Annotated in this window: 24 protein-coding genes and 1 tRNA gene; 7 read left to right on the top strand and 18 right to left on the bottom strand. The window is 68.1% G+C overall.

Going from position 1 to position 26,910, the window contains the following annotated elements:
* Nucleotides 1-212 precede the first annotated feature (212 nt).
* Nucleotides 213-1,223 carry a ComEC/Rec2 family competence protein gene (locus ACL9RL_RS14710; protein ID WP_422781021.1) on the top strand — a complete coding sequence of 337 codons (1,011 nt, stop codon included), beginning with the start codon at nucleotides 213-215 and terminating at the stop codon, nucleotides 1,221-1,223.
* A 60-nt stretch (nucleotides 1,224-1,283) separates the two neighbouring features.
* Here the strand turns inward: ACL9RL_RS14710 and ACL9RL_RS14705 are convergent, their stop codons facing one another.
* Complete coding sequence (locus tag ACL9RL_RS14705) at nucleotides 1,284-3,203, bottom strand: glycoside hydrolase family 9 protein (protein WP_422781020.1); 1,920 nt, start codon at nucleotides 3,201-3,203, stop codon at nucleotides 1,284-1,286.
* A 53-nt stretch (nucleotides 3,204-3,256) separates the two neighbouring features.
* Here ACL9RL_RS14705 and ACL9RL_RS14700 point away from each other — a divergent pair, with 53 nt between their 5' ends.
* The 3 genes from ACL9RL_RS14700 to ACL9RL_RS14690 all read left to right on the top strand — a co-directional run bounded on the left by ACL9RL_RS14700 (nucleotide 3,257) and on the right by ACL9RL_RS14690 (nucleotide 6,199).
* The gene (locus ACL9RL_RS14700) at nucleotides 3,257-4,132 is read left to right on the top strand and encodes an AraC family transcriptional regulator (protein WP_422781019.1); all 876 of its coding nucleotides are present in this window, start codon (nucleotides 3,257-3,259) and stop codon (nucleotides 4,130-4,132) included.
* A gap of 80 nt (nucleotides 4,133-4,212) precedes the next feature.
* The gene (locus ACL9RL_RS14695) at nucleotides 4,213-5,250 is read left to right on the top strand and encodes an ABC transporter substrate-binding protein (protein WP_422781018.1); all 1,038 of its coding nucleotides are present in this window, start codon (nucleotides 4,213-4,215) and stop codon (nucleotides 5,248-5,250) included.
* The gene (locus tag ACL9RL_RS14690) at nucleotides 5,237-6,199 is read left to right on the top strand and encodes a siderophore-interacting protein (protein WP_422781017.1); all 963 of its coding nucleotides are present in this window, start codon (nucleotides 5,237-5,239) and stop codon (nucleotides 6,197-6,199) included. Before ACL9RL_RS14695 ends, ACL9RL_RS14690 begins: the two co-directional genes overlap by 14 nt.
* A gap of 21 nt (nucleotides 6,200-6,220) precedes the next feature.
* Here ACL9RL_RS14690 and ACL9RL_RS14685 read toward each other — a convergent pair whose 3' ends face one another.
* The 11 genes from ACL9RL_RS14685 to rplU form a co-directional block, all read right to left on the bottom strand.
* On the bottom strand, nucleotides 6,221-7,003 hold the full coding sequence (locus ACL9RL_RS14685) for a metal-dependent hydrolase (RefSeq protein WP_422781016.1): 783 nt from the start codon (nucleotides 7,001-7,003) through the stop codon (nucleotides 6,221-6,223).
* Between the two features lie 137 nt (nucleotides 7,004-7,140).
* Nucleotides 7,141-7,216: transfer RNA gene (locus ACL9RL_RS14680), tRNA-Ala, on the bottom strand.
* Between the two features lie 100 nt (nucleotides 7,217-7,316).
* Nucleotides 7,317-7,694 (bottom strand): ribosome silencing factor, encoded by a 378-nt coding sequence (rsfS, locus tag ACL9RL_RS14675; RefSeq protein WP_422781015.1) that lies wholly within the window; start codon nucleotides 7,692-7,694, stop codon nucleotides 7,317-7,319.
* 55 nt (nucleotides 7,695-7,749) lie between these two features.
* A complete protein-coding gene (locus ACL9RL_RS14670; protein ID WP_422781014.1) occupies nucleotides 7,750-8,976 on the bottom strand; it encodes a hypothetical protein in 1,227 nt (408 codons plus the stop codon).
* Nucleotides 8,973-9,548 (bottom strand): nicotinate-nucleotide adenylyltransferase, encoded by a 576-nt coding sequence (gene nadD, locus ACL9RL_RS14665; protein WP_422781179.1) that lies wholly within the window; start codon nucleotides 9,546-9,548, stop codon nucleotides 8,973-8,975. Before nadD ends, ACL9RL_RS14670 begins: the two co-directional genes overlap by 4 nt.
* A 125-nt stretch (nucleotides 9,549-9,673) precedes the next feature.
* On the bottom strand, nucleotides 9,674-9,880 hold the full coding sequence (locus tag ACL9RL_RS14660; protein ID WP_422781013.1) for a hypothetical protein: 207 nt from the start codon (nucleotides 9,878-9,880) through the stop codon (nucleotides 9,674-9,676).
* A 47-nt stretch (nucleotides 9,881-9,927) separates the two neighbouring features.
* Nucleotides 9,928-11,253 (bottom strand): glutamate-5-semialdehyde dehydrogenase, encoded by a 1,326-nt coding sequence (locus tag ACL9RL_RS14655; protein WP_422781012.1) that lies wholly within the window; start codon nucleotides 11,251-11,253, stop codon nucleotides 9,928-9,930.
* A 59-nt stretch (nucleotides 11,254-11,312) separates the two neighbouring features.
* The gene (gene proB, locus ACL9RL_RS14650) at nucleotides 11,313-12,092 is read right to left on the bottom strand and encodes a glutamate 5-kinase (RefSeq protein WP_422781011.1); all 780 of its coding nucleotides are present in this window, start codon (nucleotides 12,090-12,092) and stop codon (nucleotides 11,313-11,315) included.
* Nucleotides 12,089-13,639 carry a GTPase ObgE gene (obgE, locus tag ACL9RL_RS14645; protein WP_422781010.1) on the bottom strand — a complete coding sequence of 517 codons (1,551 nt, stop codon included), beginning with the start codon at nucleotides 13,637-13,639 and terminating at the stop codon, nucleotides 12,089-12,091. Before obgE ends, proB begins: the two co-directional genes overlap by 4 nt.
* Nucleotides 13,640-13,770: 131 nt before the next feature.
* Nucleotides 13,771-14,028, bottom strand: coding sequence for a 50S ribosomal protein L27 (gene rpmA / locus ACL9RL_RS14640; RefSeq protein ID WP_422781009.1), 258 nt, complete (start codon nucleotides 14,026-14,028; stop codon nucleotides 13,771-13,773).
* 20 nt (nucleotides 14,029-14,048) lie between these two features.
* Nucleotides 14,049-14,354 (bottom strand): 50S ribosomal protein L21, encoded by a 306-nt coding sequence (rplU, locus tag ACL9RL_RS14635; RefSeq protein WP_422781008.1) that lies wholly within the window; start codon nucleotides 14,352-14,354, stop codon nucleotides 14,049-14,051.
* 336 nt (nucleotides 14,355-14,690) lie between these two features.
* Here rplU and ACL9RL_RS14630 point away from each other — a divergent pair, with 336 nt between their 5' ends.
* Nucleotides 14,691-14,975 carry a DUF4031 domain-containing protein gene (locus tag ACL9RL_RS14630; RefSeq protein ID WP_422781007.1) on the top strand — a complete coding sequence of 95 codons (285 nt, stop codon included), beginning with the start codon at nucleotides 14,691-14,693 and terminating at the stop codon, nucleotides 14,973-14,975.
* A gap of 102 nt (nucleotides 14,976-15,077) precedes the next feature.
* On the opposite strand, the gene ACL9RL_RS14625 is transcribed toward ACL9RL_RS14630, so the two are convergent.
* Nucleotides 15,078-17,645, bottom strand: a complete 2,568-nt coding sequence (locus tag ACL9RL_RS14625; RefSeq protein ID WP_422781006.1) for an Rne/Rng family ribonuclease — start codon at nucleotides 17,643-17,645, stop codon at nucleotides 15,078-15,080.
* Between the two features lie 290 nt (nucleotides 17,646-17,935).
* On the opposite strand from ACL9RL_RS14625, the gene ACL9RL_RS14620 reads away from it, so the two are divergent.
* A complete protein-coding gene (locus ACL9RL_RS14620) occupies nucleotides 17,936-18,538 on the top strand; it encodes a vitamin K epoxide reductase family protein (RefSeq protein WP_422781005.1) in 603 nt (200 codons plus the stop codon).
* A 127-nt stretch (nucleotides 18,539-18,665) separates the two neighbouring features.
* Here ACL9RL_RS14620 and ndk read toward each other — a convergent pair whose 3' ends face one another.
* The 5 genes from ndk to ACL9RL_RS14595 all read right to left on the bottom strand — a co-directional run bounded on the left by ndk (nucleotide 18,666) and on the right by ACL9RL_RS14595 (nucleotide 25,113).
* Nucleotides 18,666-19,082 carry a nucleoside-diphosphate kinase gene (ndk, locus tag ACL9RL_RS14615; RefSeq protein ID WP_422781004.1) on the bottom strand — a complete coding sequence of 139 codons (417 nt, stop codon included), beginning with the start codon at nucleotides 19,080-19,082 and terminating at the stop codon, nucleotides 18,666-18,668.
* Nucleotides 19,083-19,084: 2 nt separating this feature from the next.
* Complete coding sequence (locus ACL9RL_RS14610) at nucleotides 19,085-19,495, bottom strand: DUF4233 domain-containing protein (protein ID WP_422781003.1); 411 nt, start codon at nucleotides 19,493-19,495, stop codon at nucleotides 19,085-19,087.
* The gene (locus tag ACL9RL_RS14605; protein WP_422781002.1) at nucleotides 19,492-20,844 is read right to left on the bottom strand and encodes a bifunctional folylpolyglutamate synthase/dihydrofolate synthase; all 1,353 of its coding nucleotides are present in this window, start codon (nucleotides 20,842-20,844) and stop codon (nucleotides 19,492-19,494) included. The genes ACL9RL_RS14610 and ACL9RL_RS14605 overlap by 4 nt, the downstream gene beginning before the upstream one ends.
* On the bottom strand, nucleotides 20,837-24,202 hold the full coding sequence (gene ileS / locus ACL9RL_RS14600; protein WP_422781001.1) for an isoleucine--tRNA ligase: 3,366 nt from the start codon (nucleotides 24,200-24,202) through the stop codon (nucleotides 20,837-20,839). The genes ACL9RL_RS14605 and ileS overlap by 8 nt, the downstream gene beginning before the upstream one ends.
* 296 nt (nucleotides 24,203-24,498) lie before the next feature.
* Nucleotides 24,499-25,113 carry a TetR/AcrR family transcriptional regulator gene (locus ACL9RL_RS14595; RefSeq protein WP_422781000.1) on the bottom strand — a complete coding sequence of 205 codons (615 nt, stop codon included), beginning with the start codon at nucleotides 25,111-25,113 and terminating at the stop codon, nucleotides 24,499-24,501.
* A 132-nt stretch (nucleotides 25,114-25,245) separates the two neighbouring features.
* Here ACL9RL_RS14595 and ACL9RL_RS14590 point away from each other — a divergent pair, with 132 nt between their 5' ends.
* Nucleotides 25,246-26,907: an ABC transporter substrate-binding protein gene (locus tag ACL9RL_RS14590; RefSeq protein WP_422780999.1), complete on the top strand. Its 1,662-nt coding sequence runs from the start codon at nucleotides 25,246-25,248 to the stop codon at nucleotides 26,905-26,907.
* Nucleotides 26,908-26,910 lie beyond the last annotated feature (3 nt).

Below are 26,910 nucleotides of genomic sequence, written 5' to 3'. Positions count from 1 at the left end.
GGCGGATGAACTCCCCGTTGGTCGGCCGTGAACCGGGGATGACCACCACGATGCTCCACAGGCGGCGCCCATCCGGCGACCGGGGTCGGACGGAATCGGTTCGGTGCTTCCGAACGAGTGTTCGTCACGCCGTGAGGGTGAAATCGATGGCGCGCACCAGCCGTTCACCTCCCGCTCGCCGATCGGACACCGCTGTCCACAACAGTTGACGCATGCCGCGCGACTCCAGCCCCGTCCCCGACGCATCGAACGACGACGCCGACCCCCTGCACCATGCCGATGTCGAGGTGCACGTGCTGAATGTCGGGCAGGGCAGCTGCACCGTCATCCTCGGCCCGCACGGCCGGGTGAGCGTCGTCGACGGCGGAGACGAACGCGCGTGGCCCGGACGGATCGACGCCACGACGTGGTTGCGGCGCGCCGGGGTCACCCACGTCGACGCACTCGTCCTCACCCACCTCCACCGCGACCACGCACAGGGGCTCCTCGCCGTCGCGCGGGAGTTCCCGGTCGGCGTCGCACACCTGCCGTACGGACGGTTCGCGCGCCCGGAACCCGGCGCGGACTGGCTTGTCGGGTTCGAACGGAACGCCGACGTCGACAGCCCCCACGGACAGTTCCAGCTCGTGACCGAGTACCTCGATCTCCTGACGATCCTCGGTGACGGTGGAACCGACATCCGCACTTGGGACGCGTCACCGGCCGAGGAGCTGTGGTCCGACAGCGGATGGCGCCTCGACCGGGTGCATCCGTCCGCGAATGAGCAGACGCCGACCGCGTCGCTCGTCGGACGGCTCGCCCAGGCCGGTGACGGCGGGCTCGCCGAGATCCTCGACGAGCTCTCGGAGGGTACGAACGACGACTCAGCGGTGTTTGTCCTCCGCGCCGACGATGCCGCGATTCCACCCGTGGTGATCAGCGGAGACCAGTGCGGTTCCGAGGAGCGCTGGCAGCGCATCGTCGACCGGGCCGATGCTGCAGGGTGCGTGTGGATCCTCCCGCACCACGGCGCACCCGACGGGCCGAGCGCCGCCGTCGCCGCGCGACTCGAACCCGGCATGCTGATCGCCTCGGCGGCGTCCGGTGCCGCCGCCGACGTCACGGGCTATTGGGCAGAACTGGCGGCTGCAACGGGGCGGCCGGTCATCGCCACCCACGAATATCCGGACGGGGAGCGTCACCTCTCGCGGTTCGGCCGGCTCACCGTGGTCGTCGGCGGCTGAACCGGTCACGCTCCGGCGCGGGGTTGAGTCCGGGTGCCACCGGCGCCGCCTGACGCCGCCTCATGGCGCCGGTGCGAACAACCCGTACGCGAGCAACGCCGTCGAGGTGAAGTCGAGGGCCGGTTCGGAGGTCTGCCAGGCGCCGACGTCGTCGAGGTATCTCGACCCGTTGCCGTCGAATTCCGCCCAGGGAACCCCCTCCGCGGCATCAGCTGAGCACGGTCGCATCCCCTCCATCAGATCGATGTCGGAGAACACGTCCTCGCCGTTCGGCCCGTTCACCACGGCGCCCGTCAGCACGGCCCCGTCGACGAGGTTCGCGACCTGGTGGGCCGGGCACTGCGGGAACACCTCCCCCGCGCCGATCACGAAACTCGTGCCCCACGGGTTCGCGCCGAATACCCAGTCCAGTTGCGCGGTCGCCATCGAGGAGTAGGAGTCGTCGCCCGTAGCGCGTTCGTAGATCGCAGCGGTCGCAACCAGGCCGAACGCGTGTGGGACGGCGTCGAATCCTCCGTAGTCGACCCCTGACGAGAACGGGTCGTCCGCAGCTGCAAGCGCGCCGCTGTCCAGCTGTCGTCTGAGGTCGGCGACGAGCGCTGGTGAGGATCGCTTGCCGTGGGCGATGAGTTCACCGTGTGCGATCGCGCTCACATCGGAGAGTTCGAGGGTGCCGACGGTGTCCGACGCGATGTACGCCGCCGCCCATGCGGCAGCCTGGGCCTGCCATTCGTCCGCACGAGCGTCGCCGACGACGCGCGCTGCGATCGACAGCTCGACGGCGCCGAGCTCCAGATCGTCCTGCCAGGACTCCTCCGGATAGAAGTTGTTCGGGAAGGTGGTCCTGAGCCCGTCCGGCGCGGTGTCTGCAAGCTGATAGACGGCCGCCGCCTTCTCGAACCCGGCCTTCGCCGCCGCCGGATCGGACTCCTGCTGCGCGGCGATCGCGAAGACCGCGGCTACCCGCCCGGCCAGGTTGGGGCTGATGGGCCCTCCCGGCGTGTTGGCGCGGAACACCGGCCGATGGGAGACGGCGTAGTCCGAAGCGGTCGGACTCGTGGGCCGGCTGTCATCGCTCTCCGGCAGCCGCCAGACGTCGTGATCCGTGAGCACGTCGTCGTTGCCGGAGCCGATGCCCACCTGGGCGTACAGGGTTCGGCTGGCGCCGTCCCACATGCGGTCAAGCCACCGCAGGCCGATGGCGCTCTCATCGGCGAGTCCGGGCACATCCGCCCTGGTCCGCTGGGTGAGGAGCAGCTCCATGGTCGCGTACGCCGTCGTCCCGGTGAACTTGAGGTAGTCGCCCGCATCGAACCAGCCACCGGCGACGTCGATCGGACCACCGGTGACGGTGAGCGGGGATTCGAGGACGTCCCCGTCCTCGGAGAACGTCGGATCCGCGTACACGTCCGCGGTGTGGTCGAGGAGGTGGGACGGCTTCCGATCCAAGACGGTCGGTACGACGTCGTCCCCGTCCCGCTGCGCTTGGAAGAAGGTGACGGTGTCGGCGAGCATCGGCTGCATCAGCTCGTCGCGTGATGCGATGCGGAATCGTGGCGAGGCGACCACGTCCGCACCATCGCCGTGCTCGATCCGGTACTCGCCCGGGCGGTCGAACGCGGTGAAGTCGATGCGGCGGACGCGCTCGTAGCGGTCGTTCCAGGCACCGGTCACCTTCCCGGCCTCGGCCGTCACCACGGTCCGTCCAGCGTCATCGACGATCCGGAACCCGTCGGTGTCGGATGCCGCCGCAGCGCTCTCCAGGACGTAGGCGCTCTTGCTGTCGCCGATGCCATAGCCGAGCTGGTTCACCCGAATGACGAGGGGAGGCGGGGTCGGCTGCGCCACGGTGTCCCCCGCGGCCGGCTCCGAGACGACAGACCCGACCCAGCCAGCACCGGAGAGGCACACGGCCACCGCGAGGACGACGCCGAGGACGGCGGCCGCCCGGCGGAGGGGGCTGAGCGGTCGTCGAGTCATGGGAGAAGAATATCCAGCACTCCTCCCTTCTGCGCATCTCGTATGCTCATGGGGTGGCCCCGACCATCCGCATCGACGACCCCCTGCACGACATCGCAGAGTGGCGACGGCGCTACGAGCCGGGCGGTTCCGACGCCCCCATCCGACTCGCGTCCCACCGCATCGAAACACCGGCGAGCGAGGTCGACGGCCAGTCGTGGCCCATGCACGCACATCGGGCGCACGAGCTGCTCTGGGGCATCGAAGGTCCGCTCACCGTCAGCACCGCGCAGGCCGTGTACACGATCCCGGGCGGAGCGAGCATCTGGATCCCGGCGGACGTCCCGCACGAGGTGCACGCGGCGGCCGGCAGCTCGCTGCTCTGCAGCTGGCTCGCCCCAGATGACACCCGACCGGGACTCGAACAGGTCGCGGTCCTGGTTCCGCCTCCACTCCTCGACCAGGTGCTGTCCCACCTGATGCAGGACGACCTCGACGACACCGCGAGACGGCACGCTGAGGCGTTCGCCCTCGACCTGCTCGTGCCGACCCCGCGTCTCACGGTCGACCTCCCGTTGCCGTCCACGCCGTGGGTGCGCGTGGTGACCGATGCGATCCTCCGTGACCCTGCGGATCCCCGGACCATCGAGGAGTGGGCCGCGGACGCGAAGGTGAGCGTCCGCACGCTCACGCGGCGATTCCGCTCGGAGACGGGTCTGACCATCTCGGACTGGCGTCAGCGGGCACGCATCAGATTCGCGATGCAGAGACTGTCCAGAGGCGATGGCGTCGCTACGGTCGCCAGGGCGACGGGGTTCCGCACTGCGGCGGCGTTCGGCGCGTCATTTCGCCGGATGACCGGAGTGACGCCGGGTTCCGTCGCTCGTCGGGCGAGCCAGGATGACGCCGGTGACCGATTCACGATGGAAGTCGACCGATCCACGGCCTGAATCTCGTGATTCTGACTTGCCCACGCAGTCACCCACTCGTCAGAATTAGGTATCCCTAACCTAACTCGATGGAGTTTTCTGTGCCCACACCCCCAATGCATTCCATCTCCCCCGTCGCGACCGTCGCCCCCGCATCGCCACGTTCCACCCGTCGTGCAGCGCGTGCGCTGACCCGGGTCGTCGGCATCGCACTCGTTGCTGCCGTACTGACCGCCTGCAGCAGCACCACGGCATCGTCCGGCACAGCCTCCGGTGAGACCCACACGCTCACGACCGCCTACGGCACGGTCGAGGCCCCCGTCTCCCCCGAGCGCGTCGTCGCGGCGTCCTACGACACCCCGTGGCAGTTGATGTCCCTCGGCGTCAAGCCCATCGCCACCCAGGACTACGGCAAGTGGATCAAGGAGTTCACGCCCGAGGAGCAGCAGTTCGTGAAGGGACTGCCGACCATCGGCACCTTCGGCGAGGTGAACTTCGAGGCCATCGCGAAGGAGAAGCCGGACATCATCGTCGGTGATGCGGACGAGATCGATCAAGCGACGTACAAGCGGCTGTCGGCGATCGCACCGACGATCGTGGCAAAGGGGAAGAGCCGCGGCGACTGGGCTGCGGTCACCGAACAGCTCGCTGCCGCCGTCGGCAAGACGGACTCCTGGACGGAGGCGAAGGCCACCTACACGGCCACGCTCGACCGGCTGAAGTCGCAGTACGCGAAGCAGATGTCGAGCAACACCTGGGTGCACTTCTCCCTCGGCGACGACGCAGGGCAGTTCTCGATCCAGCAGCCAACCGGGTCGATCGGCAATCTGGTCGTCAACGAACTCGGTCTGAAGTACGGCCCGGGCGTGCCCGTCGAACAGGACGACAGCGGCTACGGCTCGTACCCGCTCGAACAGCTCGGAACGGTCTTCTCGAGCGTCACCGTCGCGGTGCACCCGCTCAACGCCGATGGCAGTGTCCCTCCGGCGATCCAGGCGATCCTCGACAACGAGCTGTTCACCCGCACCGAGGTCGCACAGTCGCACCACGTCTACGGCATGCGCACCATCATCACGAGCTACGTGACGGCGAACGAATGGCTCAAGGAGTTCGAGGGGACCGTGCTTGAGCACCTCTGACGCCGTCTGGTTCCGAGCCGCCGTGCTCGGGACCGCACGGGTGGCCCGCACGATGATGCGGGTCACCCTCGGCCCGGTCAGCGGTGGCAGTGGACACACGGACGCCGCGCTGTTCGGTGAGGACGTCGATGCCTCGACACCCGTGTTGGGCATCGAGTCGTTCATCTCCTCCGGCCGCGCGGACGAGTTCCTCTCCATCGTGTTCCCAGGCGCGTCCGCGCAGACGGATCGCTGCGACGGCGAGGACAGGACCGATGCGGATGTCTGCTCCGCATTGTCGGCCGCTCGCCCGTTCACCCGGTATTACACGGTGCGCCGATGGGACCCGGCGACGTGCACGATGGAGGTCGATTTCGTCCTGCACGGCCATGGGCCGGCCGCCGCGTGGGCTGCTGCCGCTCGCATCGGCGACGTCATCATGCTCGGATCGCCTCGCGGCCACTATGCGCCGCCGCCGGGGACGTCCTGGATCGCGCTCGTGGGTGATGCGACGGCGTTGCCGGCCATCGCCCGCATCCTCGAGGAGCACGCGGATCACCCGGACGCCCCGCCGGTGGTCGCCGTGCTCGATCTCGCCGAGCCAGACGCGCCGCCGCTCGCCCTGCGACCGACCGATCGTGTTGTGTGGGCCGCGGGCGACGAGCCGCTCGATCTGCTCGCGGAGGTCCGCCGGCTCACTGCGCGAGCGGAGCGCGGGTACGTCTGGTTCTCGGGCGAGGCCGGCGAGATGCGCGCCGTGCGCCGTCATCTGCGGCACGAACTGCGGTGGCCGACGTCGGACTGGATGACGATGGGGTACTGGCGACGGGACGCCGAACGCTGGCGTCGCCGCTTCGACGCGCTCGGGCCGGCGATCAGCGAGGAACTCGATGCCGTCTATGCGACCGGTGACGACGACGAGACCATGCGTGACCGTGCCGAGGCCATCTTCGCGGCCCACGGCCTCTAGTCCCTCGCGGTGCGGGTCGGGTCAGAACAGGGCCGAGACGTCGGCGCCGAAGCCGATGAGCGACTCGAACACGATGCCGACGAGGACGTAGAGTCCCAGGATCGCACCGAGCACGATCTCCCGTGCGGACCCTGTGTTCCCGAGGATCGGCAGGGCGACGTACCCGTTCGACATCCACATCCGGCTGAGGACGGGCGTCCTCCGCCAAGCCCGTGGCGGCCGCGGTTTGATCGGCCACAACAGCCCCGGCAGCCCACCGGTCGTCAGGAAGTCTCCGGCCAGGTGCACCACGAACCCGATCACCACGGCGTACGGGAACCACTCGATGCTGTCGGGCGCGAAGAACACCATCACCGTGCCGAGCAACGCGCCGATCACCCACGCGTACCCCCACGAGCGCACGAGTCCCCTGGCCTTCACCCCGAAGCACACGAGCGCCGCCGCACCGATCGCGGTCCCGATGGAGAAGGTGCCGAGCCCGTCGCGGGTCACCGAGAACAGCGTGAGCAGCCAGGCGATGGCCCCGACGACGGCCGCGGCGATGAGCGAGTGCGCGCCGTGGCGATGCCCGCCGGACACGGCGCCGACAGCTCCTGTCGCGAGCCTCCCGAACACCGGGACCGACTGCGCGATCGTGGCACTGTGATGGTCGGCGTCCGGCAGCAATGCGGCCCCGGCGCAGACGAACGACCCCAGAATGACCCCGACCGGATCGAGATGATGCATCCCCGACGTCAGGACCGGCATCGTTCCGGTGAACGCGATCCACACCGCGGCACCACTCGTCGCGTGGCTGACACCCATCATCCGAACCGACCGCACTCTCCGGCGATGACGCCATACCGACGAACAGCGTCGACACACGTCACGCCGGGGAAACGAAAAAGGTCCAACTTCTTCCGAGACGTTTCGGAGAGAAGTTGAACCTTCTTGGTGTTGTTTGGTGGATCTGAGGGGACTCGAACCCCTGACCCCCTGCATGCCATGCAGGTGCGCTACCAGCTGCGCCACAGACCCAAATTGTTTCCGCCGGAGCGGAAGCAACTCATCTAGATTACTACATCCTGGAAGTGGTTTTGACCACTTTCGCCGGAGAAGTCGATCCGATGTGTCCTGATTACTGGACCGGCTGGGGTTCGCTCGTCGTCAGCGGCAGGACGGGGCAGTCCTTCCACAGGCGTTCGAGCGAGTAGTACACGCGCTCTTCCTCGTGGAAGACGTGCACAACGACCTCGCCGAAGTCGAGCAGGATCCAGCGACCCTCGGACTTGCCCTCGCGGCGCAGGGTCTTGGTGCCGGCCAGGTTCAGCTGGTCCTCGATCTCACCCGCGATGGCGATGACGTTGCGTTCACTGCGTCCGGTGACGATCAGGAAGGCGTCGACGAACGGCAGCGGGCCGGAGACGTCGAGCGCGACGAGGTCGTCGCCGTTCTTCGACTCTGCGGCCGTGGCCGCACGCTGCACGATCTCGAGCGTGGTGTCGGCAAGGGTCATGTGGTGCACTCCTCTGCCGGTGCGCCGTGGCGCACCGGGTTGTTGTGTGACGGGATCAGAACGCCCCGCTGAAGTATCCGATGACGAGCACCGCGAGCACACCGGCAGCGAGTACCGCTGCCGCGATCGCGAGGGCCATCAGAAGTTTGTTGCTCTGGTTCGTGGTGGCGGGCACCACGTCCCTGGCTGAGCCGTGACTGCTCACGGCTTTGCTCGCCGCAACGGGCGACGCGGCCGTGACGGATGGCGGCATCTCGTCGGACTCGAACAGCTTGTCGACGTCTGCGCCGTCGAAGTGGTGCGGGTCCTGACCGGAGGCGCCGAGTCCGCGTGGGAGCTCGATCGATCCGGTGATGAGCACCTCACCCGTGGCGTTCGAGGTCGCTCCGGCGGCAGCCTGCGACGGCGCGACCGGAATGATGAGCGAACTCGTCGTCACGGATCCGGTGGACGTCATGCCGTTGCCGAGCAGATCCTCGAATGCGACGTCGCGATCGAGCTGCGCCTGCTTCTCGGCTTCGAGGGCCGCCACGAGCATGGAGTCGCGTCCGAATCCCTTGGAGAGGGTGGAGGCGGGATCCTCCGAGATGTCGTCGCGGTCGGAGACGTCGATCGCCTGCGCCGGAGCGAGGTCGGCCTGGCGTCCGCCGTTGGCTTGCTCGACGAGGGTCGGCATGCCGACGGGCGGCTGCGGCGTCCTCGGTGCGACGGGGTTCGCCGGGGTGGGGATGACGACCTGCTCGGCTTCTGGCTGTGGAGTGCGCGGCTTCTCGGCGCGCGGCTTCTCCGTGGGCTTCTGCGGGATGGGAGCCACCGGGCGCGGCGCGGGAGCGACCACAGCGGCCGGTGGACGTGGAGGCGTCGCGACGGGAGGAGCGACGTCCTCGACCGGAGGAGCGATGAGCGCAGCCGGCGGGCGTTCGAGCGACCCGGTGCGTTCGAGGTCGCGCAGCTGACGACGCGTCAGCCCACCGGTGGCGGCCGGCGCAGCCGGCGAGGTCGCCGGAGCGGCAGGTGCCGATGCGGCAGGCGTGGATGCGGCAGGAACCACGGGCGGCGCAGCGGCCCACTTGGCGTCGGCTTCCGCCTGCTCATTGACGGCTGGGATGGCTCCACCCGCGACCGGCTCGGACGTGGATGCACGGCGACGACGCGGAGCCTCGGCTTCCCCGCCGACCGCTCCTGCGGATGGCGCGGCGGATTCAGAGGTGCCGCCAGCGGTCTGCTGGGTCTCTCTTGCCTGACGCCGCGTGATGGGCGCGTTCTCTGGCGACGCGGTCATGAAACTTCACTCCGATACAGGTGGTGCTTGCTGATGTACTGCACGACACCGTCGGGAACCAGATACCAGACCGGAAAGCCCTTACTCACCCGGCTCCGGCAATCCGTGGACGATATCGCTAGGGCCGGAACTTCCAACAAGCTTACGTCGTGCTGTGGTAATCCGGAAACGTTCAAATCGTGTCCCGGACGACTCACAGCAACGAAATGTGCGAGGTCCCACACCTCCGCGGCGTCCTTCCAACTCAGAATCTGAGCGACGGCGTCCGCGCCGGTGATGAAGACGAGCTCGGCGTCCGGCCGAGCGCGATGCAGGTCCCGCAGGGTGTCGACCGTGTAGGTGGGTCCGTCGCGGTCGATGTCGACGCGGCTGACCGTGAAGCGGGGGTTGCTCGCCGTGGCGATCACGGTCATGAGGTAGCGGTGTTCGCTGTCCGTCACGCCGGATTTCTGCCAGGACTCCCCCGTCGGCACGAATACGACCTCATCGAGGTCGAAATGCTGGGCGACTTCCGATGCCGCGACGAGGTGACCGTGGTGGATGGGGTCGAACGTGCCGCCCATCACCCCGATGCGTTCGCGGCGACCGGCCGCGCGTGCGGACTCGGTCCCCGAACCGGTCGCGGTCCCGGCGCGCGACGAAGCAGGGGCCGAAGATGCTCCGGCCCCTGCTTCACGCGTGCTGAGTGCGGACAGGGCTAGTGACCGTGCTCGCCGTGGTGTTCGTGCGCCTGCGCCTTGGCAGCGTGGCGGTTGGCGACATCGCGGTAGCTGAACGTCACGACGCCGAGAATGGCGAAGATGACGAGCGCGACGGCTCCGAACACCCAGGTCGGTGCGCCCAGGTCGGCGTGGGCGGACTCTGCGACGACCGCGGATGCGAGCGCTGAAGCGGCAAGCGACATGATCTCTCCTTCTGTGGCGTTCGGTCACGCCACCTCCAGTCTAGCGACTACCGCCGTACGTGCCCTGAACCACGCACGAGCCACTTCGTGCTCGTGAGTTCCGGCAGCCCCATCGGACCGCGGGCGTGCAGCTTCTGCGTCGAGATGCCGACCTCTGCTCCGAAGCCGAACTCGCCTCCGTCGGTGAATCGGGTGGAGGCGTTGACCATCACGACGGCGGAGTCGACCTCGCCGAGGAACCGGTCGGCGTTCACGACGTCGTTCGTGATGATGGTCTCGGTGTGCTTGGTGGAGTACCGCTCGATGTGCTCGATCGCCTCGTCGATGCCCGCGACGACGCGGACGGAGATGTCGAGCGACATGTACTCGGTGGCCCAGTCCTCGTCCACGGCGTCGACCGCATCCGGGAAGATCGCCTTCGCTTCTGCGTCGGCGTGGATGACGACGCCCGCTGCTCTGAGGGCCCCGAGCACGGGCGGCAGCAGACGGGCTGCTGCGTCGCGGTGCACGAGCACCGTTTCGAGTGCGTTGCAGACCGATGGGCGCTGCACCTTCGCGTTCCGCACGATGTCGACCGCCCAGGATTCGTTCGCGGTCTCGTCGAGGAACGCGTGTACAACACCGGCGCCCGTCTCAATCACCGGCACGCTCGAGTCCCGGATGACCGTGTTGATGAGAGATGCGCTGCCTCGTGGGATGAGCACGTCAACGAAGCCGCGGGCGTTCATCAGCTCCCGCGCGCCCTCACGACCGAACTCGTCGATCGTCTGCACGGCGTCGGCCGGCAGCCCGACGCTCTCGAGCGCGCCTCGGATGAGGCGGACGAGCACGGCGTTCGACTGCTCTGCTGCCGTGCCGCCGCGCAGGAGGACAGCGTTGCCGCTCTTCAGCGCGAGCGACGCGATGTCGACCGTCACGTTGGGCCTGGCCTCGTAGATGGCGCCGACGACGCCGAACGGCACACGGACCTGCTCGATCTTCACACCGTCCGGCGTGACGCTCCCCCGGACGACCTGCCCGACGGGGTCGACGATCGCAACGACGTCGAGCACGGCGTCGGCGAGCGATGCGACCCGTTTCGCGTCGAGGCGGAGCCGGTCCTGCAGCCCGTCGCTGAGGCCGTTCTCCCGACCGTTGGCGAGATCGATCGCGTTGGCTGCGAGGATGTCGTCGATGTTGGCGTGCAACGCCTCGGAGATCGCGACGAGCGCGCGGTTCTTCGTCCCGGCGTTCGCCTGCGCGAGCAGTCTGGAGGCGCGCTTCGCCGCGACGAAGCGTTCGGCGAGCGGCACACTGCCTGCTGCGCCGGCTGGTGAGCTGCCGTCCTGGACGACATCTGCGGCGGAGGGAACAACGGCGGAGGTGTTCGACATGCTCCGATTGTAGTGACGATCGGAGGCCGTGTTCCCCGTGTTGCGACGCGCGTGACGGGTTACGCCGGGTCGAACCAGGTCCCGACGCGCTCCCCGCGCAGCGCGGCTGCGACGTTGGCGGTCGAGGTGATCAGCACGCCGGTGCCGGACTCCGCTGCGAGACGGGCCGCTGACACCTTGGTGCCGGCGCCGCCCGTGCCCACGCCGGCCGCACCGATGTCTCCGAACGTCACACCGTCCATCGAGTCTCCGAAGGGGACGTGGTCGATCCGCACGGCGCCCGGCTCGTGCGGCGGCTTCGTGTACAGCGCGTCGACGTCGCTCAGGAGTACCAGGACGTCCGCGGAGACGAGGGTGGAGACGAGCGCCGCGAGGCGGTCGTTGTCGCCGAAGCGGATCTCATGCGTCGCGACGGTGTCGTTCTCGTTGACGATCGGCAGGATGCGGAGTCCGAGGAGCCGCCCCATCGCACGCTGCGCGTTGCTGCGGTGCCCGGGGTTGTCGATGTCGCCCGCGGTGAGGAGCACCTGCCCGGCGACGATGCCGTAGCGGTCCAGGCTGTCCTGGTACCGGTAGATGAGCAGGTTCTGCCCGACGGCCGCCGCCGCCTGCTGCGTGGCGAGATCGTCCGGCCGCGTGTCGAGCCTGAGGAACGGCATTCCCGTTGCGATGGCGCCGGAGGAGACGAGGACCACTTCGGCCCCGCGTCCGTACGTCTCGGCGATCGCATCGACGAGCATCGCGATCTGGCCGGCGTTGTCGCCGCTGATCGACGAGGAGCCGACCTTGACGACGACACGCGCCGCCGTGCGGATCCCAGCAGGTTCGCGAACCGTCACAGGCGGTCGCCCTCCTCCAGGGATGCCTCGTCCTGAGGCGCTTCGTCCTCGTCGTCCTTCCACAGTCCGGCTTCGCGCTCCCGCTCGAGCTCTGCACGAGCCTCGGCCTTCGCGTCCATCCGGCCGAAGTACTCCTCGCGACGCTGGTGGCGCGTCGGGCGGTTGTTGGCGTCGAGCCTGGCATCCGTTCCACGAGGAGCGGTGAGGAGCTCTGCCGTGCTGGTGAGGGTGGGCTCCCAGTCGAAGACCACACCGCCGCCTGCGCCGATCATGACCGTCGCACCCGCGACGGCTCCTGCCTTGAAGAGCTGCTCTTCGACGCCGAGCTTCGCGAGGCGGTCGGCGAGGAAGCCGACGGCCTCATCGTTGTTGAAGTCGGTCTGGGCGACCCAGCGCTCCGGCTTCGCACCGAGGATGCGGTACAGGTTGCCGTAGGTGCCGCCCTCGACCGTGACCGTGAACTTGGAGTCGTCGACGACCTTCGGACGCAGGATGATGCGTGGCTTCGCCGCATCGGCCGCAGCGATGACGCGGCTCTCCTCGACGAGCTCGCCGAGTGCGTAGGACAGCTGACGGAGCCCCTCGCGGGACACCGTCGAGATCTCGAACACGCGGTAGCCGCGGGCTTCCAGGTCGGGCTTGATGAACTCGGCGAGTTCCTTCGCCTCCGGCACGTCGATCTTGTTGAGCGCGATGAGCTGCGGACGCTCGATGAGCGGCACCTGGCCCTCCGGGACCGGGTACGCCTCCAGCTCCGCCAGGATGACGTCGAGGTCGGTCAGCGGGTCGCGGCCCGGTTCGAGGGTCGCGCAGTCGAGGACGTGCAGCAGTGCTGAGCAACGCTCGACGTGGCGCAGGAACTCGAGTCCGAGTCCCTTGCCCTCGCTCGCGCCTTCGATGAGCCCTGGGACGTCGGCGACCGTGTAGCGGACCTCTCCGGCCTCGACGACACCGAGGTTCGGGTGCAGCGTGGTGAACGGGTAGTCGGCGATCTTCGGCTTCGCGGCGGACAGCGATGCGATGAGGCTCGACTTGCCGGCGGAGGGGTAGCCGACGAGTGCGACGTCTGCGACGGTCTTCAGTTCGAGGAAGACGTCGCCTTCCCAGCCGGGCGTGCCGAGGAGCGCGAAGCCGGGGGCCTTGCGCTTGGTGGACGAGAGGGCCGCGTTGCCGAGACCGCCCTGGCCGCCAGGTGCGACGACGAACTCCATGCCCGGCTCGTCGAAGTCGACGAGTTCGGTGCCGTCGGCGTCGCGGACGACGGTGCCGACGGGGACGGGGAGCACAAGCGTCTCCCCCAGCGCGCCGTTGCGGTGGTCGCCCATGCCGAATCCGCCGGAGTCGGAGTGGCGGTGCGGTGCGCGGTGGTAGCCGAGGAGGGTGGTGACCTGCGCGTCGGAGACGAGCACGATGTCGCCGCCGTGACCGCCGTTGCCGCCGTCGGGACCGGCGAGCGGCTTGAACTTCTCACGCTTGACGGAGACACAGCCGTTGCCGCCGTTGCCTGCTCGCAGGTGCAGTGTGACCCGGTCGACGAATGTGACCATGGAGTCTCCCGCCCTCTCTTGTTGCTTGTCGCTTGTACAGCTCGCTCAGTTCGGACGCGATCGCGTCCGACACTGGCTCAGAAAAAACAGAAGGCGAGCCGAAGCTCGCCCCCTGTGGAAAACGCGTCCTGCTACAGAGCAGCGGCCACGATGTTGACGACCTTGCGGCCGCCCTTGTTGCCGAACTCGACTGCACCGGCTTCGAGGGCGAACAGTGTGTCGTCGCCGCCACGTCCGACGTTCACACCGGGGTGGAAGTGGGTGCCACGCTGGCGGACGATGATCTCGCCTGCGCCGACGACCTGGCCACCGAAGCGCTTCACACCGAGACGCTGTGCGTTGGAGTCACGACCGTTGCGAGTGGAACTCGCACCTTTCTTGTGTGCCATCTCTTCTTCTCCTCGATGCCTTACTTGATGCCGGTGATCTTGACGCGCGTGAGCTCCTGGCGGTGGCCCTGACGCTTCTTGTAACCGGTCTTGTTCTTGAACTTCTGGATGATGATCTTGGGACCACGGAGGTTCTCGAGGACCTCGGCCGTGACCGTGATCTTCGCGAGCGACTTCGCGTCGGACGTGATGTTCTCACCGTCGACGTGAAGCACTGCGGGAAGCTCGATGGTGCCTTCCTTCGCCTTGATTCGGTCCATCGTCACGATGGTGCCGACCTCGACCTTCTCCTGCCGTCCTCCGGCGCGCACTACTGCGTAAACCACTTACGTACCCGTTCTTTGGGGAGCGAAAACGCTCCGACTGACTGTTGCTGGAAGTTACTGCACGGAAAGGCTCGAATACGTGGGATACCTCAGTGGCAGAAAACCGTGGGCGCAACACCGAAAAATTCAGTGCACACCAACGGTCGAGCTTACTTCATGATGAACATCAGGTCAAATACGCCACGGCGTCGGGGTGACCTGGATTCACCTCACCATCCTACCGTGCACTCCGGTGGCAGATCGCCGATGGCACGCGGCGCGTCACCGGATCACGCAGCTCGCGACGCCCCGACTCGGAAGGTCCGGCGCGGGATGCGCGCTTCCTAAGATGGTGGGATGACCGTGCTCATCGATCCCCCGCTCTGGCCTGCGCACGACCGGCTCTGGTCGCATCTCGTCAGCGATCGGTCGATCGAGGAGCTTCACGCGTTCGCCGAGCGTGCCGGCGTCCCGAGCCGGGCCTTCGACCTCGACCACTACGACGTCCCTGAGGAGCGCCACGCCGCCCTCGTGGCCGCCGGAGCGGAATCGGTGGATGCGCACGAGCTCGTCCGCAGACTCATCGCGAGCGGCCTGCGGATCACGGAGCGGCAGCGACGCGAGATCGGCCACCGCCACTGAGCCGGGCTGCGACCCGGAAGCGCTGCCCGACAGCATCACATGACGAAGCGGCGACGACCAGAAGGTCGTCGCCGCTCCATGCTGCCGCGCAGTGCGGTCGGATTACTCCGGGCGCTTCGAGGCGTCAGGCGCGATCGCCGAGCCGCCCGTGAGCGACGCCGTCGAGACGCGGCGGCTGCGGCCGCGGCCCTGCCCCGGCTTCTTCGGCTCCGGGAGCGCGTCGAGGACGGAGTCGAGCAGGTGCTCGGTGTCGACGGCGGTCGCCCGGCGAGGCTTGTCCACGATGGGCGTCAGCGGGATGTCGAGGATCGCGATGGGCGCGGGCTCAGCCGTACGCTCGGCGGCACGCTCTGCGACGACGAGGTCGTTCGTGAGCGCGTCGCGTGCTGCGGCGTCCGCACCGGCATCGCGCTGCGCACCGTCGCGCTGTCCACCGTCGCGCTGCGTGTTCTCGCGCTGACCGTTGTCGCGTCGCTCGCGCTTGTCACGGCGTCCACGGCGACCCTCACGTGCCGGCGGCACGTCTGCGTCGCGCTGCGTCTGCGTCTCGGACGGCGTCTCCTGGGAGGAGACCGGCTCTGCGGCGGCGGATCCGATCGCGTCTGCGCCATCGACGACCGCGGCTGCTTCCGCCTCGATCTCGTCGTGGTGCAGCGTCCTGGCGGCGATGAGCGCGAGCGCGTTCTTCGCGTCGTCCGTGATGCCGTGCGTCTGCGCGGCCGGCTTCTGCTGCGTGTTCGCGGCAGGCGCCGCACCGGTGTTCGGCTGGCCCTTCCCACGACGACGCTGCTCCGGCTGCGGGGTCTGACGGTGCTTCACGACCGGGTCGTGGTGCACGATGACGCCGCGGCCAGCGCAGGTCTCGCACGGCTCGCTGAACGTCTCCAGCAGGCCGAGGCCGAGCTTCTTGCGCGTCATCTGCACGAGGCCGAGGGAGGTGACCTCCGCGACCTGGTGCTTCGTACGGTCGCGGCTCAGGCACTCGACGAGGCGGCGCAGCACGAGGTCGCGGTTCGTCTCGAGGACCATGTCGATGAAGTCGACGACGATGATGCCGCCGATGTCGCGCAGTCGCAGCTGCCGGACGATCTCCTCGGCCGCCTCGAGGTTGTTCATCGTGACGGTTTCTTCTAGGTTGCCGCCCGAACCGACGAACTTGCCGGTGTTGACGTCGACGACCGTCATGGCCTCCGTGCGGTCGATGACGAGCGATCCGCCGGACGGCAGCCAGACCTTGCGGTCGAGCGCCTTCTCGATCTGCTCGGTGACGCGGTAGTCCACGAAGGCGTCGCCGGTGCCCTCGTAGGCCTCGACGCGCTCGAGCAGGTCCGGCGCGACACCGCGCAGGTAGCTCTCGATCGTCTGCTGGGCCTCTGAACCCTGGATGACGAGCTTGTGGAAGTCCTCGTTGAAGACGTCGCGGACGATCTTGATCAGCAGGTCAGGCTCGCTGTGCAGCAGCGCTGGCGCCTGAACGGTCTCCATCTGGCGGGAGATCTCAGCCCACTGCGACTTGAGGCGGGTGACGTCGAGCGTCAGCTGCTCCTCCGTCGCGCCTTCGGCGGCCGTGCGCACGATGACGCCGACGTTCTCCGGGAGGACGTCCTTGAGGATCTTCTTGAGACGTGCGCGCTCGGTGTCAGGCAGCTTGCGCGAGATGCCGTTCATGGATCCGTTCGGCACGTACACGAGGTAGCGGCCGGGCAGCGAGACCTGGCTCGTCAGACGGGCGCCCTTGTGGCCGACGGGGTCCTTGGTGACCTGGACGAGCACCTTGTCGCCGCCCTTGAGCGCGAGTTCGATGCGACGCGGCTGGTTGCCGGTCTCCGCGGCAGCCCAGTCGACCTCGCCGGAGTACAGCACGGCGTTGCGTCCGCGTCCGATGTCGACGAATGCCGCCTCCATGCTGGGCAGGACGTTCTGGACGCGACCGAGGTAGACGTTCCCGATGAGGGAGGACTCCTGGCTGCGTGCGACGTAGTGCTCGACCAGCACGCCGTCCTCGAGCACACCGATCTGGATGCGGCCGTTCTTGGAACGGACGACCATCACGCGGTCGACGGACTCGCGACGGGCGAGGAACTCCGCCTCGGTGACGACGGGACGGCGACGACCTGCGTCACGTCCGTCACGACGACGCTGCTTCTTGGCTTCGAGGCGGGTGGAGCCGCGGACCTTCTGCGGCTCGGTGATGAGTTCCGGCTCGCGCGGGGTGCGGACCTTGACGACCGTGTTGCGGTCGCCGGGCTCGTTCTGGCCGCCTTCTTCGCCTGCACGGCGACGGGTGCGGCGGCGCGAGGTGCCGCTCTCCGGCTCGTCCGGCTCGTCGTCGCGCTCCACGACGGGAGGCAGATCCGGCGCTTGGAAGAGCAGGACGGTCGTGGGAGCGCGCTTGACCGCCGGCTCGACGGCGTCCGCCACCACGAGGGGCTGATCCGCGACGTCCGCGGCGATCGCCTCCACGTCGACGACCTCGGTCGCCTCGACGCCGGCTGTTTCAGCACCGGTCGTTTCAGCAGCGGCCGACTCAGCACCGGCCGACTCAGCACCGACAACGGCGTCAGCGCCAGCATCTTCCGGCGTGGCCGCTTCGATCAGCGGTGATTCCTGGACATCGACATCATTCGATTCGCCCGAGGTGTTCGGGTCTTCGATATTCTCTTTCACCATTCCTGGTGCACTCCTCAACCGGTGCAGTGGCCGCGCCACTCCCGGTACCTCTTCTCGTGCGGGCCGCCGCTGTCGCGACTGCTCGCAAATCCTGTGTGACAGCCGGCTCTCCGAGCTCTAGCTGTCGTGTCGGCTCGTGCCGACGGGTACTGGGCTCTCGTTGCCCAACAAGCCTGTTGTGACTGCTGGCCGAGCGCGGCTCGACCTGTGTCGCATCGATTATCGCACGACTCGGTGCGTCAGGGCATGTTTCCAGCTCGACACGCAGGACCCCATGCAAGAATCGGGGCGTGTCAGTTCCTGTTATAGAGGCGCGCCCCAAGGGCCTCGCCATCTTCCTCATCATCGCCGGCACGATCGGCTGGATCGCGGCGTTCGCCCTGACCGTGGAGAAATTCCATCTGCTGGAGAACCCGGGGGGCAAGCTCGGCTGCGACCTCAGCATCCTCGTGCAGTGCCAGGCGAACCTCAACTCCTGGCAGGGATCGGTGCTCGGATTCCCCAACCCGATCCTCGGGCTCGGCGGCTGGGTCGCCCCCATCGCGGTCGGCGTCGCCATCCTCGCAGGGGCGCGGTTCCACCGCTGGTTCTGGATCGCCCTGAACATCGGCGTCGCCGGGGCGCTCGGCTTCGTGATCTGGCTCATCTCGCAGAGCATCTTCGTGCTCGGGACGCTGTGCCCGTGGTGCATGGTGACCTGGTCGGTCACGATCCCCACGTTCTTCGCCGTGACGCTGTTCACGCTCAGGACGGGCATCATCCCGACGAGCGCGGGGTTCCAGCGCTTCGCCGGAAGGGCGTCGTCGTGGATCGCCGTCATCACGCTCGTTGCGTACATCATCATCGCGGTCATCGCGCAGGCACGCCTCGACGTGCTGTCCTACCTCGTCTGAGCACTCGGCTCGGCCGGTCCGAGCGGAGTGCCCCTCACCACACCAGAACGCCCGCCGCCTGTGATCAGGCGACGGGCGTTCTGTCTGTCCGAACGGTACATCCGGACGATGCGTCAGGCGACTCGGCTCAGCTGAACCAGAGGCCGAGCTCGCGGCTCGCGGACTCCGTGCTGTCCGAACCGTGCACGAGGTTCTGCTGCACCTTGAGGCCCCAGTCGCGACCGAAGTCGCCACGGATGGTGCCCGGAGCCGCCGTGGTCGGGTCGGTCGTGCCTGCGAGGGAGCGGAAGCCCTCGATGACCCGGTTGCCCGCGACGCGGATGGCGACGACGGGGCCGCTCAGCATGAACTCGACGAGGGGCTCGTAGAAGGGCTTGCCCTCGTGCTCCTCGTAGTGCTTGGCCAGCAGCTCGCGGTCCGGCTGCACGAGACGGATGTCGACGAGCGAGTAGCCCTTCGCCTCGATGCGGCGCAGGATCTCGCCGGTCAGGTTGCGCGCGACGCCGTCAGGCTTCACGAGCACGAGGGTTTCTTCAACAGCCACTGTCAGTCCTTCACTTCTCGGTGGTGCGCCTGCTGGCGCTCGATCCGGTCTCCCGACACCATGCAGTACGTCCACACGGCGGCGAACAACGCACCGACGAGGAACATCATCGGCACGAACAGACCGGTTGCAACGATAGCGGCTTGCACGCCCCAGCCGAGCCAGTATCCCCAGCGGAATCGCAGGAGCGGGATCGTCACGATGATGATGAGGCACAGCAGACCGCCGCCGATGAGCGCGACGGGCGCCGGGGCCGCCTTCAGCCCGAAGATGACGAGCGAGCCGAGGAACATCACGATCATCTCGAAGCCGAGGACGATCGCGCCGAGGCTCTGCTTGACGCTCCTGGGTGCTCTCGCCCGCGGCGGCTTGCCTGCCCCTGCCGCGTCCGGTGCTGCTCCAGCCGCACTCATGCTTTCGCCTTCCAGTCCCGATCGGCCGCGATTTCGATCGCTTCGCCGACGAGGGTGATCGATCCCGTGATGACGACGAGCCTGCGCTCGCCCTCAGCGGCCCAACGACGTGCGTCGTCAGCGGCCTCGTCGAGGCGATCGTAGACCGGCAGCTCCGGAATGGACAGCGATGCGGCGATCCTGGCGAGGTCCTCTGCCGGGATGGCGCGCTCGGATTCCGACTGCGTGATGAAGAGCATCGATGCGGCCGGGGCGAAGGTCTCGAGGATGCCCTTCGCGTCCTTGTCCGCGACGATGCCGACGACGAACGCGATCTCGTCGACGTCGAAGTAGGTTCCCAGCGCCTCGACGAGCGCGCGGGCGCCGTGCGGGTTGTGCGCCGCGTCCACGAGGACGGTCGGCTCGGTGCCGACGAGCTGCAGACGACCGGGGGACGTCGCTTCCGCGAGTCCCTCCGCGAGCACTGCTTCAGCGAGCGGCTTGCTGCCGCCGCCGATGAACGCCTCGACGGCCGCGATCGCGAGGGTCGCGTTGCGTCCCTGGTGGTCGCCGTACATCGGCAGGTAGAGCTCCGGGTAGGTGCCGGCACGGCCGCGGACCGTGATGAGCTGACCGCCGACGCCGACGGCATCGTGTTCGAGCGCGAACTCGTCGCCCTCGAAGATGATGGGGACGTCTGCGGCGGCCGCCGCGGCAACGAGTTCACGGCGCGCGTCAGCCGTCTGCGCGGCCGAGACGACCTGCGAGCCGGGCTTGATGATGCCGGACTTGGTCTTCGCGATCTCGGAGATCGTCGAGCCGAGGCGCTGCATGTGGTCGAGGTCGATGGGCGCGAAGACCGCGACGTCCGCATCGGCGGCATTCGTGGAGTCCCACGCCCCGCCCATCCCGACCTCGACGACCGCGACGTCGACGGGCGCGTCCCCGAAGGCCGCGAACGCGAGGACGGTGAGCGCTTCGAAGAAGGTCAGGCGAGGTTCGCCGACGGCCTCCAGCTCCGCGTCGACGATCTCGACGTACGGGCGGATGTCCTCCCAGTTGCGTACAACGGCCTCATCGGAGATGCGGTCGCCGTCGATGCCGATGCGTTCGGTGAACCGGACGAGGTGCGGGCTCGTGAAGAGGCCCGTCCGCAGGTCGTGCGCGCGCAGGATGCTCTCGATCATGCGCGAGGTGCTGGTCTTGCCGTTCGTGCCGGCGATCTGGATGATCGCGTACGAGTTGTCCGGGTTGCCGAGGAGTTCGAGGACCCGCTTGGTCGGGCCGAGACGCGGTTGCGGTTGCGCCTCCCCCAGCCGCTCGAGCAGTTCGCGGTAGACCGCGTCAGCTGCTTCGACGTGATCAGACATCTGCCGACTCCTGTTCCTGTTCGTTCACATTCGCGACGCTCACGCGGAAGGCGCCCTGGTTCGCGAACTTTCCGGCTGCGAAGAGTTGCACGTGCCCAGCCGACGCGTCGACCGCGTCCGCGACGTCGACGACGAGACTTGTCGCAAGGGTCTCCCCCGCGATGTCGACGACCTCAGCGCCGGGGATGCTCGCGGCATCGACCTCGTCCTCGAACGTCAGCGTGAGCGCGATGCGGTCGCTGACGTCGAGGCCGGCGGCCTTGCGGGTGTCCTGGACGGCTCGGATGACGTCGCGGGCGAAGCCCTCTGCGCGCAGCTCGTCGGTCAGCTCGGTGTCGAGCAGGACGAAGCCGCCGGCCGGGAGCAGCGCGAGCGCCGCCTGGCCGTCCGCATCCTCAGCGGCCTCCATCACGAGGTCGTACTCGCCGACCTCGAGGGCGATGCCGCCGGCGGTAACGACGCCGTCCGTCTCGCTCCAGTCGCCGGACTTGGCGCCCTTGATGGCCTGCTGCACCGTCTTGCCGAGGCGCGGGCCGGCCGCACGGGCGTTGACGTTGAGCTTGGACGTGATGCCGAAGTCGCCTGCGCTCGTGTCGGTGAGCTGCACGAAGGAGACCTGCTTGACGTTGAGCTCGTCGCGGAGGATGGACTCGAACGGCGCGAGTGCCGCCGGGTCTGCGACCACCACGGTCAGGCCGGCGAGCGGCAGCCGGACGCGGAGTCCGGCCTGCTTGCGCAGCGCGAGCGTCGTCGAACTGATGGCACGGATCTCGTCCATCGCCTGGACGAGCGCGTGGTCCTCGGGGAACGATTCGGCGTCCGGCCAGTCGGTCAGGTGCACGCTGCGGCCACCCGTCAGTCCCGTCCAGATCTCCTCGGAGATGAGCGGGAGGAGCGGAGCGGCGACCCTGGTGACCGTCTCGAGCACCGTGTAGAGCGTGTCGAACGCCTCACGGCCTGGACCGCCGTCGGCGACGCCGCCCCAGAAACGGTCACGAGACCGACGCACGTACCAGTTGGTGAGCACGTCCGCGAAATCGCGCAGTGCAGCGGCGGCAAGCGTCGCGTCGAAGGCCTCGAGGTGCTCCGTCACGGTGGTGATGAGCTCGCGCGTCTTCGCCAGCAGGTACCGGTCGAGGACGTCGGTGGAGTCCGTGCGCAGCTCGGCCTCGTAGCCGCCCTCAGTCGCCGTGTTGGCGTAGAGCGAGAAGAAGTACCAGCTGTTCCAGAGCGGCAGCATGACCTGGCGGACGCCCTCGCGGATGCCCTCCTCCGTGACGATGAGGTTGCCGCCGCGCAGCACGGAGCTGGACATGAGGAACCAGCGCATCGCGTCGGAGCCGTCGCGGTCGAAGACCTCGTTGACGTCCGGGTAGTTGCGGAGCGACTTGGACATCTTCTGGCCGTCGTTGCCGAGCACGATGCCGTGGCTCACGACGTTCGTGAACGCCGGGCGGTCGAAGAGCGCCGTCGAGAGGACGTGCAGCAGGTAGAACCAGCCGCGCGTCTGCCCGATGTACTCGACGATGAAGTCGGCCGGGTTGTGCGTGTCGAACCACTCGCGGTTCTCGAACGGGTAGTGCACCTGGGCGAACGGCATCGATCCGGAGTCGAACCACACGTCGAGCACGTCGGTGATGCGTCGCATCATCGACTGCCCGGTCGGGTCGTCGGGGTTCGGACGGGTCAGCTCGTCGATGTAGGGGCGGTGGAGGTCCGTCGGGCGGACGCCGAAGTCGGCCTCCAGCTCGTCGAGCGAGCCGTAGACGTCGATGCGCGGGTACTCGGGGTTGTCGCTCTTCCACACCGGGATGGGCGATCCCCAGTAGCGGTTGCGGCTGATCGACCAGTCCCTCGCACCGGCGAGCCACTTGCCGAACTGACCGTCCTTGACGTTCTCCGGCACCCAGGTGATCTCCTGGTTGAGCTCCTCCATGCGGTCGCGGAAGTCGGGGACGCGCACGAACCAGCTGGAGACGGCCTTGTAGATGAGCGGCTGCTTGCAGCGCCAGCAGTGCGGGTAGGAGTGCTCGTAGCTGGCCTGACGGATCAGGCGCCCCTCGCTCTTGAGCAGTTGGGTGAGCGGCTTGTTGGCGTCGAAGACCTGGAGCCCCTCGACGTCGGACACCTGCGGCAGGAAGCGTCCACCGGCGTCGACGGAGACGATAACGGGGATCCCGACCGCCTCGCAGACCTTCTGGTCCTCCTCACCGTAGGCGGGCGCCTGGTGCACGATGCCGGTGCCGTCCTCGGTGGTCACGTAGTCGGCGACGAGGATGCGCCACGCGTTCTGCGTACCGAACTCCTCGGTGTCCGCGTAGTAGTCCCACAGTCGGTCGTAGGTGACGTCCTCGAGCTCGGCGCCGAGCACGGTGCGGGAGACCGCTGCCTTCGCGTCGTCGGCGGAGTCGTAGCCCAGGTCCTTCGCGTAGTTCCCGACGAGCGCCGTTGCGATGAGGTACTCGCCGCCGAGCACCTCGGTGCCGGTGTGCGACGCGTCGTCGTCCTCGCGCAGGACGGTCGCGTCCGGCGTGCCGTTCGGACCGGCCGGGACCACCGAGTACTCGATCTCCGGACCGACGGCGAGGGCGAGGTTCGTCGGGAGGGTCCACGGCGTTGTCGTCCAGGCGAGCGCGCGGACGGCGGTCAGGCCGAGGCTCTCCGCCTTGGCTCCCGTCAGCGGGAAGGTGACCGTGACCGTCTGGTCCTGACGCATCTTGTAGACGTCGTCGTCCATGCGGAGTTCGTGGTTGGACAGCGGCGTCTCGTCACGCCAGCAGTACGGCAGCACCCGATAGCCCTCATAGGCGAGGCCCTTCGTGTGCAACTGCTTGAACGCCCAGATGACCGACTCCATGTAGGTGATGTCGAGCGTCTTGTAGTCGTTGTCGAAGTCCACCCAGCGCGCCTGGCGGGTGACGTACTCCTGCCATTCCCTGCTGTAGCGGAGGACGGAGTCCTTGGCGGCCTGGTTGAAGGCCGCGAGTCCCATCTCCTCGATCTGGCGCTTGTCGGTGATGCCGAGCTGGCGTTCCGCCTCGAGCTCTGCCGGCAGTCCGTGGGTGTCCCAGCCGAAGCGGCGGTGCACCTGCTTGCCTCGCATGGTCTGGAAGCGCGGGAACAGGTCCTTCGCGTAGCCAGTGAGGAGGTGGCCGTAGTGCGGCAGGCCGTTGGCGAACGGCGGGCCGTCGTAGAAGACCCACTCCGGTGCGCCTTCCCGCTGGTCGATCGACGCCTGGAAGGTGCAGTCGCGCTTCCAGAAGGAGAGCACCTGCTCTTCGATCGCTGGGAAGCTCGGCGATGGCGAGACGGCGGATGCGTCTGCTGACGATGCGTCGCGTGATTTCGGGTAGCTCATGGGTCTCCTGGCAGGTCTCGATCTCCTGCGAGGACGACGACTGCTGTCATCGCGGTACCACCCCGCTTACGAAATGCCTGAGCCGTCGGAGCCACGAGGGATCCCGACGAGACGCTTCATCGCTTGTTCATTGGCTGTGACGGGCCAGCCCCGCGCGGTTCTACCAGGTGCCGGCCCGGGGGCTTCTACCGTTCTTCCGCGGACTCCCCGGTGATGGCCGGATCGATGTCGTTGTCACCATGGTACAGGCAGTGCGACGCGCGGCGCGCGTGCGCCCCGGCAGTCGCAGGCGTCGTTCAGGATGCGGCGAGCGCCTGGTCGAAGCCGTCGCGGACCGGGCCGATGGCGGTGTCGATGTACTCGGCGAGGGGCCGGCGGGACACGCCGGCGGATGCCCACGCTCCCCCGGCGGCGAGGATCGCCCCTGCGGACGCTGCGGCTGCGGCGCTCACGAGGAGCTGGTCGACGGGCGCGGCGTGTCTGGCGAGGTAGGCGCCGAGGACGGCTTGCAGGCGCAGGAGGCGTTCGAGCCCGGACGCGCGGAGGTCGTCTGCGGTGCCCATCAGTTCCGATTGGGTGAGCGCCCACGGGACGGCCACGGCTCCTGCGCGTGCTGCGACGTCGAGGATGGCGCCCGTGAGCGAGCGCATGGGCGCTCCGTCCCCGACCTCGCCCGCGAGCTCTCGTTCGAGTCCGGCGAGCGCCGCGTCGACGTCCACCCAGAGCACGTCGCTCTTGGAGCCGAAGTAGTTGAAGAAGGTGTTGCGGCTGACGCCGGCTCGTCCGGCGATCTGGTCGACGGTGGTGCGGGCGTATCCCTGTTCGAGGAAGAGTTCTGCTGCGGCTTCTTCGAGGGTGCGCTGGGAGGAGAGCCGTGGGCGGCCGACGCCGTTCCTGGGTGTAGTTGCCATGGGGCCTCCTCTCGCTCCCAGCGAGCCTACTCGGCACCCGGTGCTGCGCCGATTCCGGTTCGGGTGGGCGGGAAGAAATCCGCCCCTATGCTGGTTCCTAGACTGCGTCCAGTATTTCGACAGAAACGTGCCATGTCCCCACACACCGCAACCCCCATCGTCCGGCGTGCGCTCATTGCGCTCGCAGCGACCGCTTCGGCCGCCCTGCTCCTCGCCGGCTGTGCGCCGTCGTCGTCACCGACGGCGTCGAGCACGCCCGTCGCAGGCGGCACGCTCGTCTACGCGAGCGGCGACGCCGAGCCCACCTGCCTCGACCCGCACGTCGGAGGCAACTACCCGCAGGCGCTGCTCGCGACGCAGTTCCTGGAGTCGCTGGTCTCCCGGGACAAGACGGGCAAGATCATCCCGTGGCTCGCGACGTCCTGGAAGACGTCCGACGACGGCCTGCAGTGGGACTTCACGCTCCGCGACGACGTGAAGTTCACCGACGGCACCCCGTTCGACGCGGCGGCCGTGAAGGCCAACGTGGAGCACCTGCTCGACCCGGCGACCAAGTCGTCCACCGGCTACCTCGCGCTCGGCAAGGTCGCGAGCGTCGAGGCCGTGGACGCGACAACGGCGCGTTTTACGCTCTCCAGCCCTGACAGCGCCCTGCTCGAATCGCTCTCCCAGCCGTGGAACGCCATCGAGTCCCCCGCCGGCATCGCCCGGGGCATGGACGCGAACTGCGAGGCACCGATCGGCACCGGACCGTTCATCGTGTCGAAGTGGGTCAAGCAGGACCGTGTCGAGCTGACGCGCAACGACGCCTACAACTCCGCTCCGGCGGACGCCGCCCACACCGGGCCCGCCTACCTCAAGGCGATCACCTGGCGGTTCATCCCCGACTCCGCCTCCCGCTTCGCAGCCCTGCAGGGCGGCCAGGTCGACATCATCGACAACGCGCAGCCGGACACGATCGTGCAGGCGGAGAAGACGAAGACCCTCGTCGACCTCGACGCTCCCCGCCCTGGCGCCTCGAACCGCATCGAGCTCAACTCCGGACAGGCGCCGTTCAACGACGAGCGCGTCCGCGAGGCGTTTGTGAAGTCCGCCGACGTCAACGCCGGCATCTCCTCGCTGTTCTTCGGCACGGCCAAGCGCTCCTACTCGCCGCTGTCGAGCGCAGAGCCCGTCGCGTACTCGGACGAGTCGCTCTTCGGCTACGACCTCAAGCAGGCGAATTCGCTGCTCGATCAGGCCGGTTGGACGACGAAGGACGCCGACGGCTACCGGACGAAGGACGGTGTGCGGCTGAGCGTCCGCTTCCCCGTGAGCACCAACCAGTCGATTCCGGCCGAGCAGTCGCTCTTCGAGCAGATCCAGGCCGGCGCGAAGTCCGCCGGATTCGAGGTCAAGCTCGAACCCCTCGACCTCTCCAGCTGGTACGAGGCGCTCGGCACCAACGCCTACGACGCGGTGAGCGCGCCGTACACGAAGGTCGGGCCGGACGTCCTGCGCACCCTGTACGACTCCTCGGGCATCACACCGGCGCCGAGCGGCTACTTCGCCAACCACGCGCAGCTGAACGACCCCGCGCTCGACGCCCTGCTGGCCAAGGCGAGTGCAACGCTCGACACCGATGCCCGCGCGGACCTCTACAAGCAGGCGCAGAAGATCATCCTCGACGGCTACTACATCCTGCCGCTGTACGACCAGCAGAACCACTTCCTGCACAGCACGAAGCTGCAGGGCGTGCGTGCACTGCCGACCGTGTCGACGCCGACGTTCACGGACGCCTGGTTGACGAAGTAACCA

This window comes from Plantibacter sp. Mn2098 (assembly GCF_049319745.1).
Classification (GTDB): domain Bacteria; phylum Actinomycetota; class Actinomycetes; order Actinomycetales; family Microbacteriaceae; genus Plantibacter.
The sequence above is the reverse complement of the archived record's forward strand: the minus strand, read 5'-3'. Positions and strand labels throughout refer to the sequence as shown.

Bases quoted from the DNA above. Each gene is read 5' to 3' on its own strand.
- ACL9RL_RS14710 (WP_422781021.1), top strand. From the start codon at position 213: ATGCCGCGCGACTCCAGCCCCGTCCCCGACGCATCGAACGACGACGCC.
- ACL9RL_RS14705 (WP_422781020.1), bottom strand. From the start codon at position 3,203: ATGACTCGACGACCGCTCAGCCCCCTCCGCCGGGCGGCCGCCGTCCTC.
- ACL9RL_RS14685 (WP_422781016.1), bottom strand. From the start codon at position 7,003: ATGGGTGTCAGCCACGCGACGAGTGGTGCCGCGGTGTGGATCGCGTTC.
- rsfS (WP_422781015.1), bottom strand. From the start codon at position 7,694: ATGACCCTTGCCGACACCACGCTCGAGATCGTGCAGCGTGCGGCCACG.
- ACL9RL_RS14670 (WP_422781014.1), bottom strand. From the start codon at position 8,976: ATGACCGCGTCGCCAGAGAACGCGCCCATCACGCGGCGTCAGGCAAGA.
- ACL9RL_RS14660 (WP_422781013.1), bottom strand. From the start codon at position 9,880: ATGTCGCTTGCCGCTTCAGCGCTCGCATCCGCGGTCGTCGCAGAGTCC.
- ACL9RL_RS14655 (WP_422781012.1), bottom strand. From the start codon at position 11,253: ATGTCGAACACCTCCGCCGTTGTTCCCTCCGCCGCAGATGTCGTCCAG.
- obgE (WP_422781010.1), bottom strand. From the start codon at position 13,639: ATGGTCACATTCGTCGACCGGGTCACACTGCACCTGCGAGCAGGCAAC.
- rpmA (WP_422781009.1), bottom strand. From the start codon at position 14,028: ATGGCACACAAGAAAGGTGCGAGTTCCACTCGCAACGGTCGTGACTCC.
- ACL9RL_RS14630 (WP_422781007.1), top strand. From the start codon at position 14,691: ATGACCGTGCTCATCGATCCCCCGCTCTGGCCTGCGCACGACCGGCTC.
- ACL9RL_RS14625 (WP_422781006.1), bottom strand. From the start codon at position 17,645: ATGGTGAAAGAGAATATCGAAGACCCGAACACCTCGGGCGAATCGAAT.
- ACL9RL_RS14610 (WP_422781003.1), bottom strand. From the start codon at position 19,495: ATGAGTGCGGCTGGAGCAGCACCGGACGCGGCAGGGGCAGGCAAGCCG.
- ACL9RL_RS14605 (WP_422781002.1), bottom strand. From the start codon at position 20,844: ATGTCTGATCACGTCGAAGCAGCTGACGCGGTCTACCGCGAACTGCTC.
- ileS (WP_422781001.1), bottom strand. From the start codon at position 24,202: ATGAGCTACCCGAAATCACGCGACGCATCGTCAGCAGACGCATCCGCC.
- ACL9RL_RS14595 (WP_422781000.1), bottom strand. From the start codon at position 25,113: ATGGCAACTACACCCAGGAACGGCGTCGGCCGCCCACGGCTCTCCTCC.
- ACL9RL_RS14590 (WP_422780999.1), top strand. From the start codon at position 25,246: ATGTCCCCACACACCGCAACCCCCATCGTCCGGCGTGCGCTCATTGCG.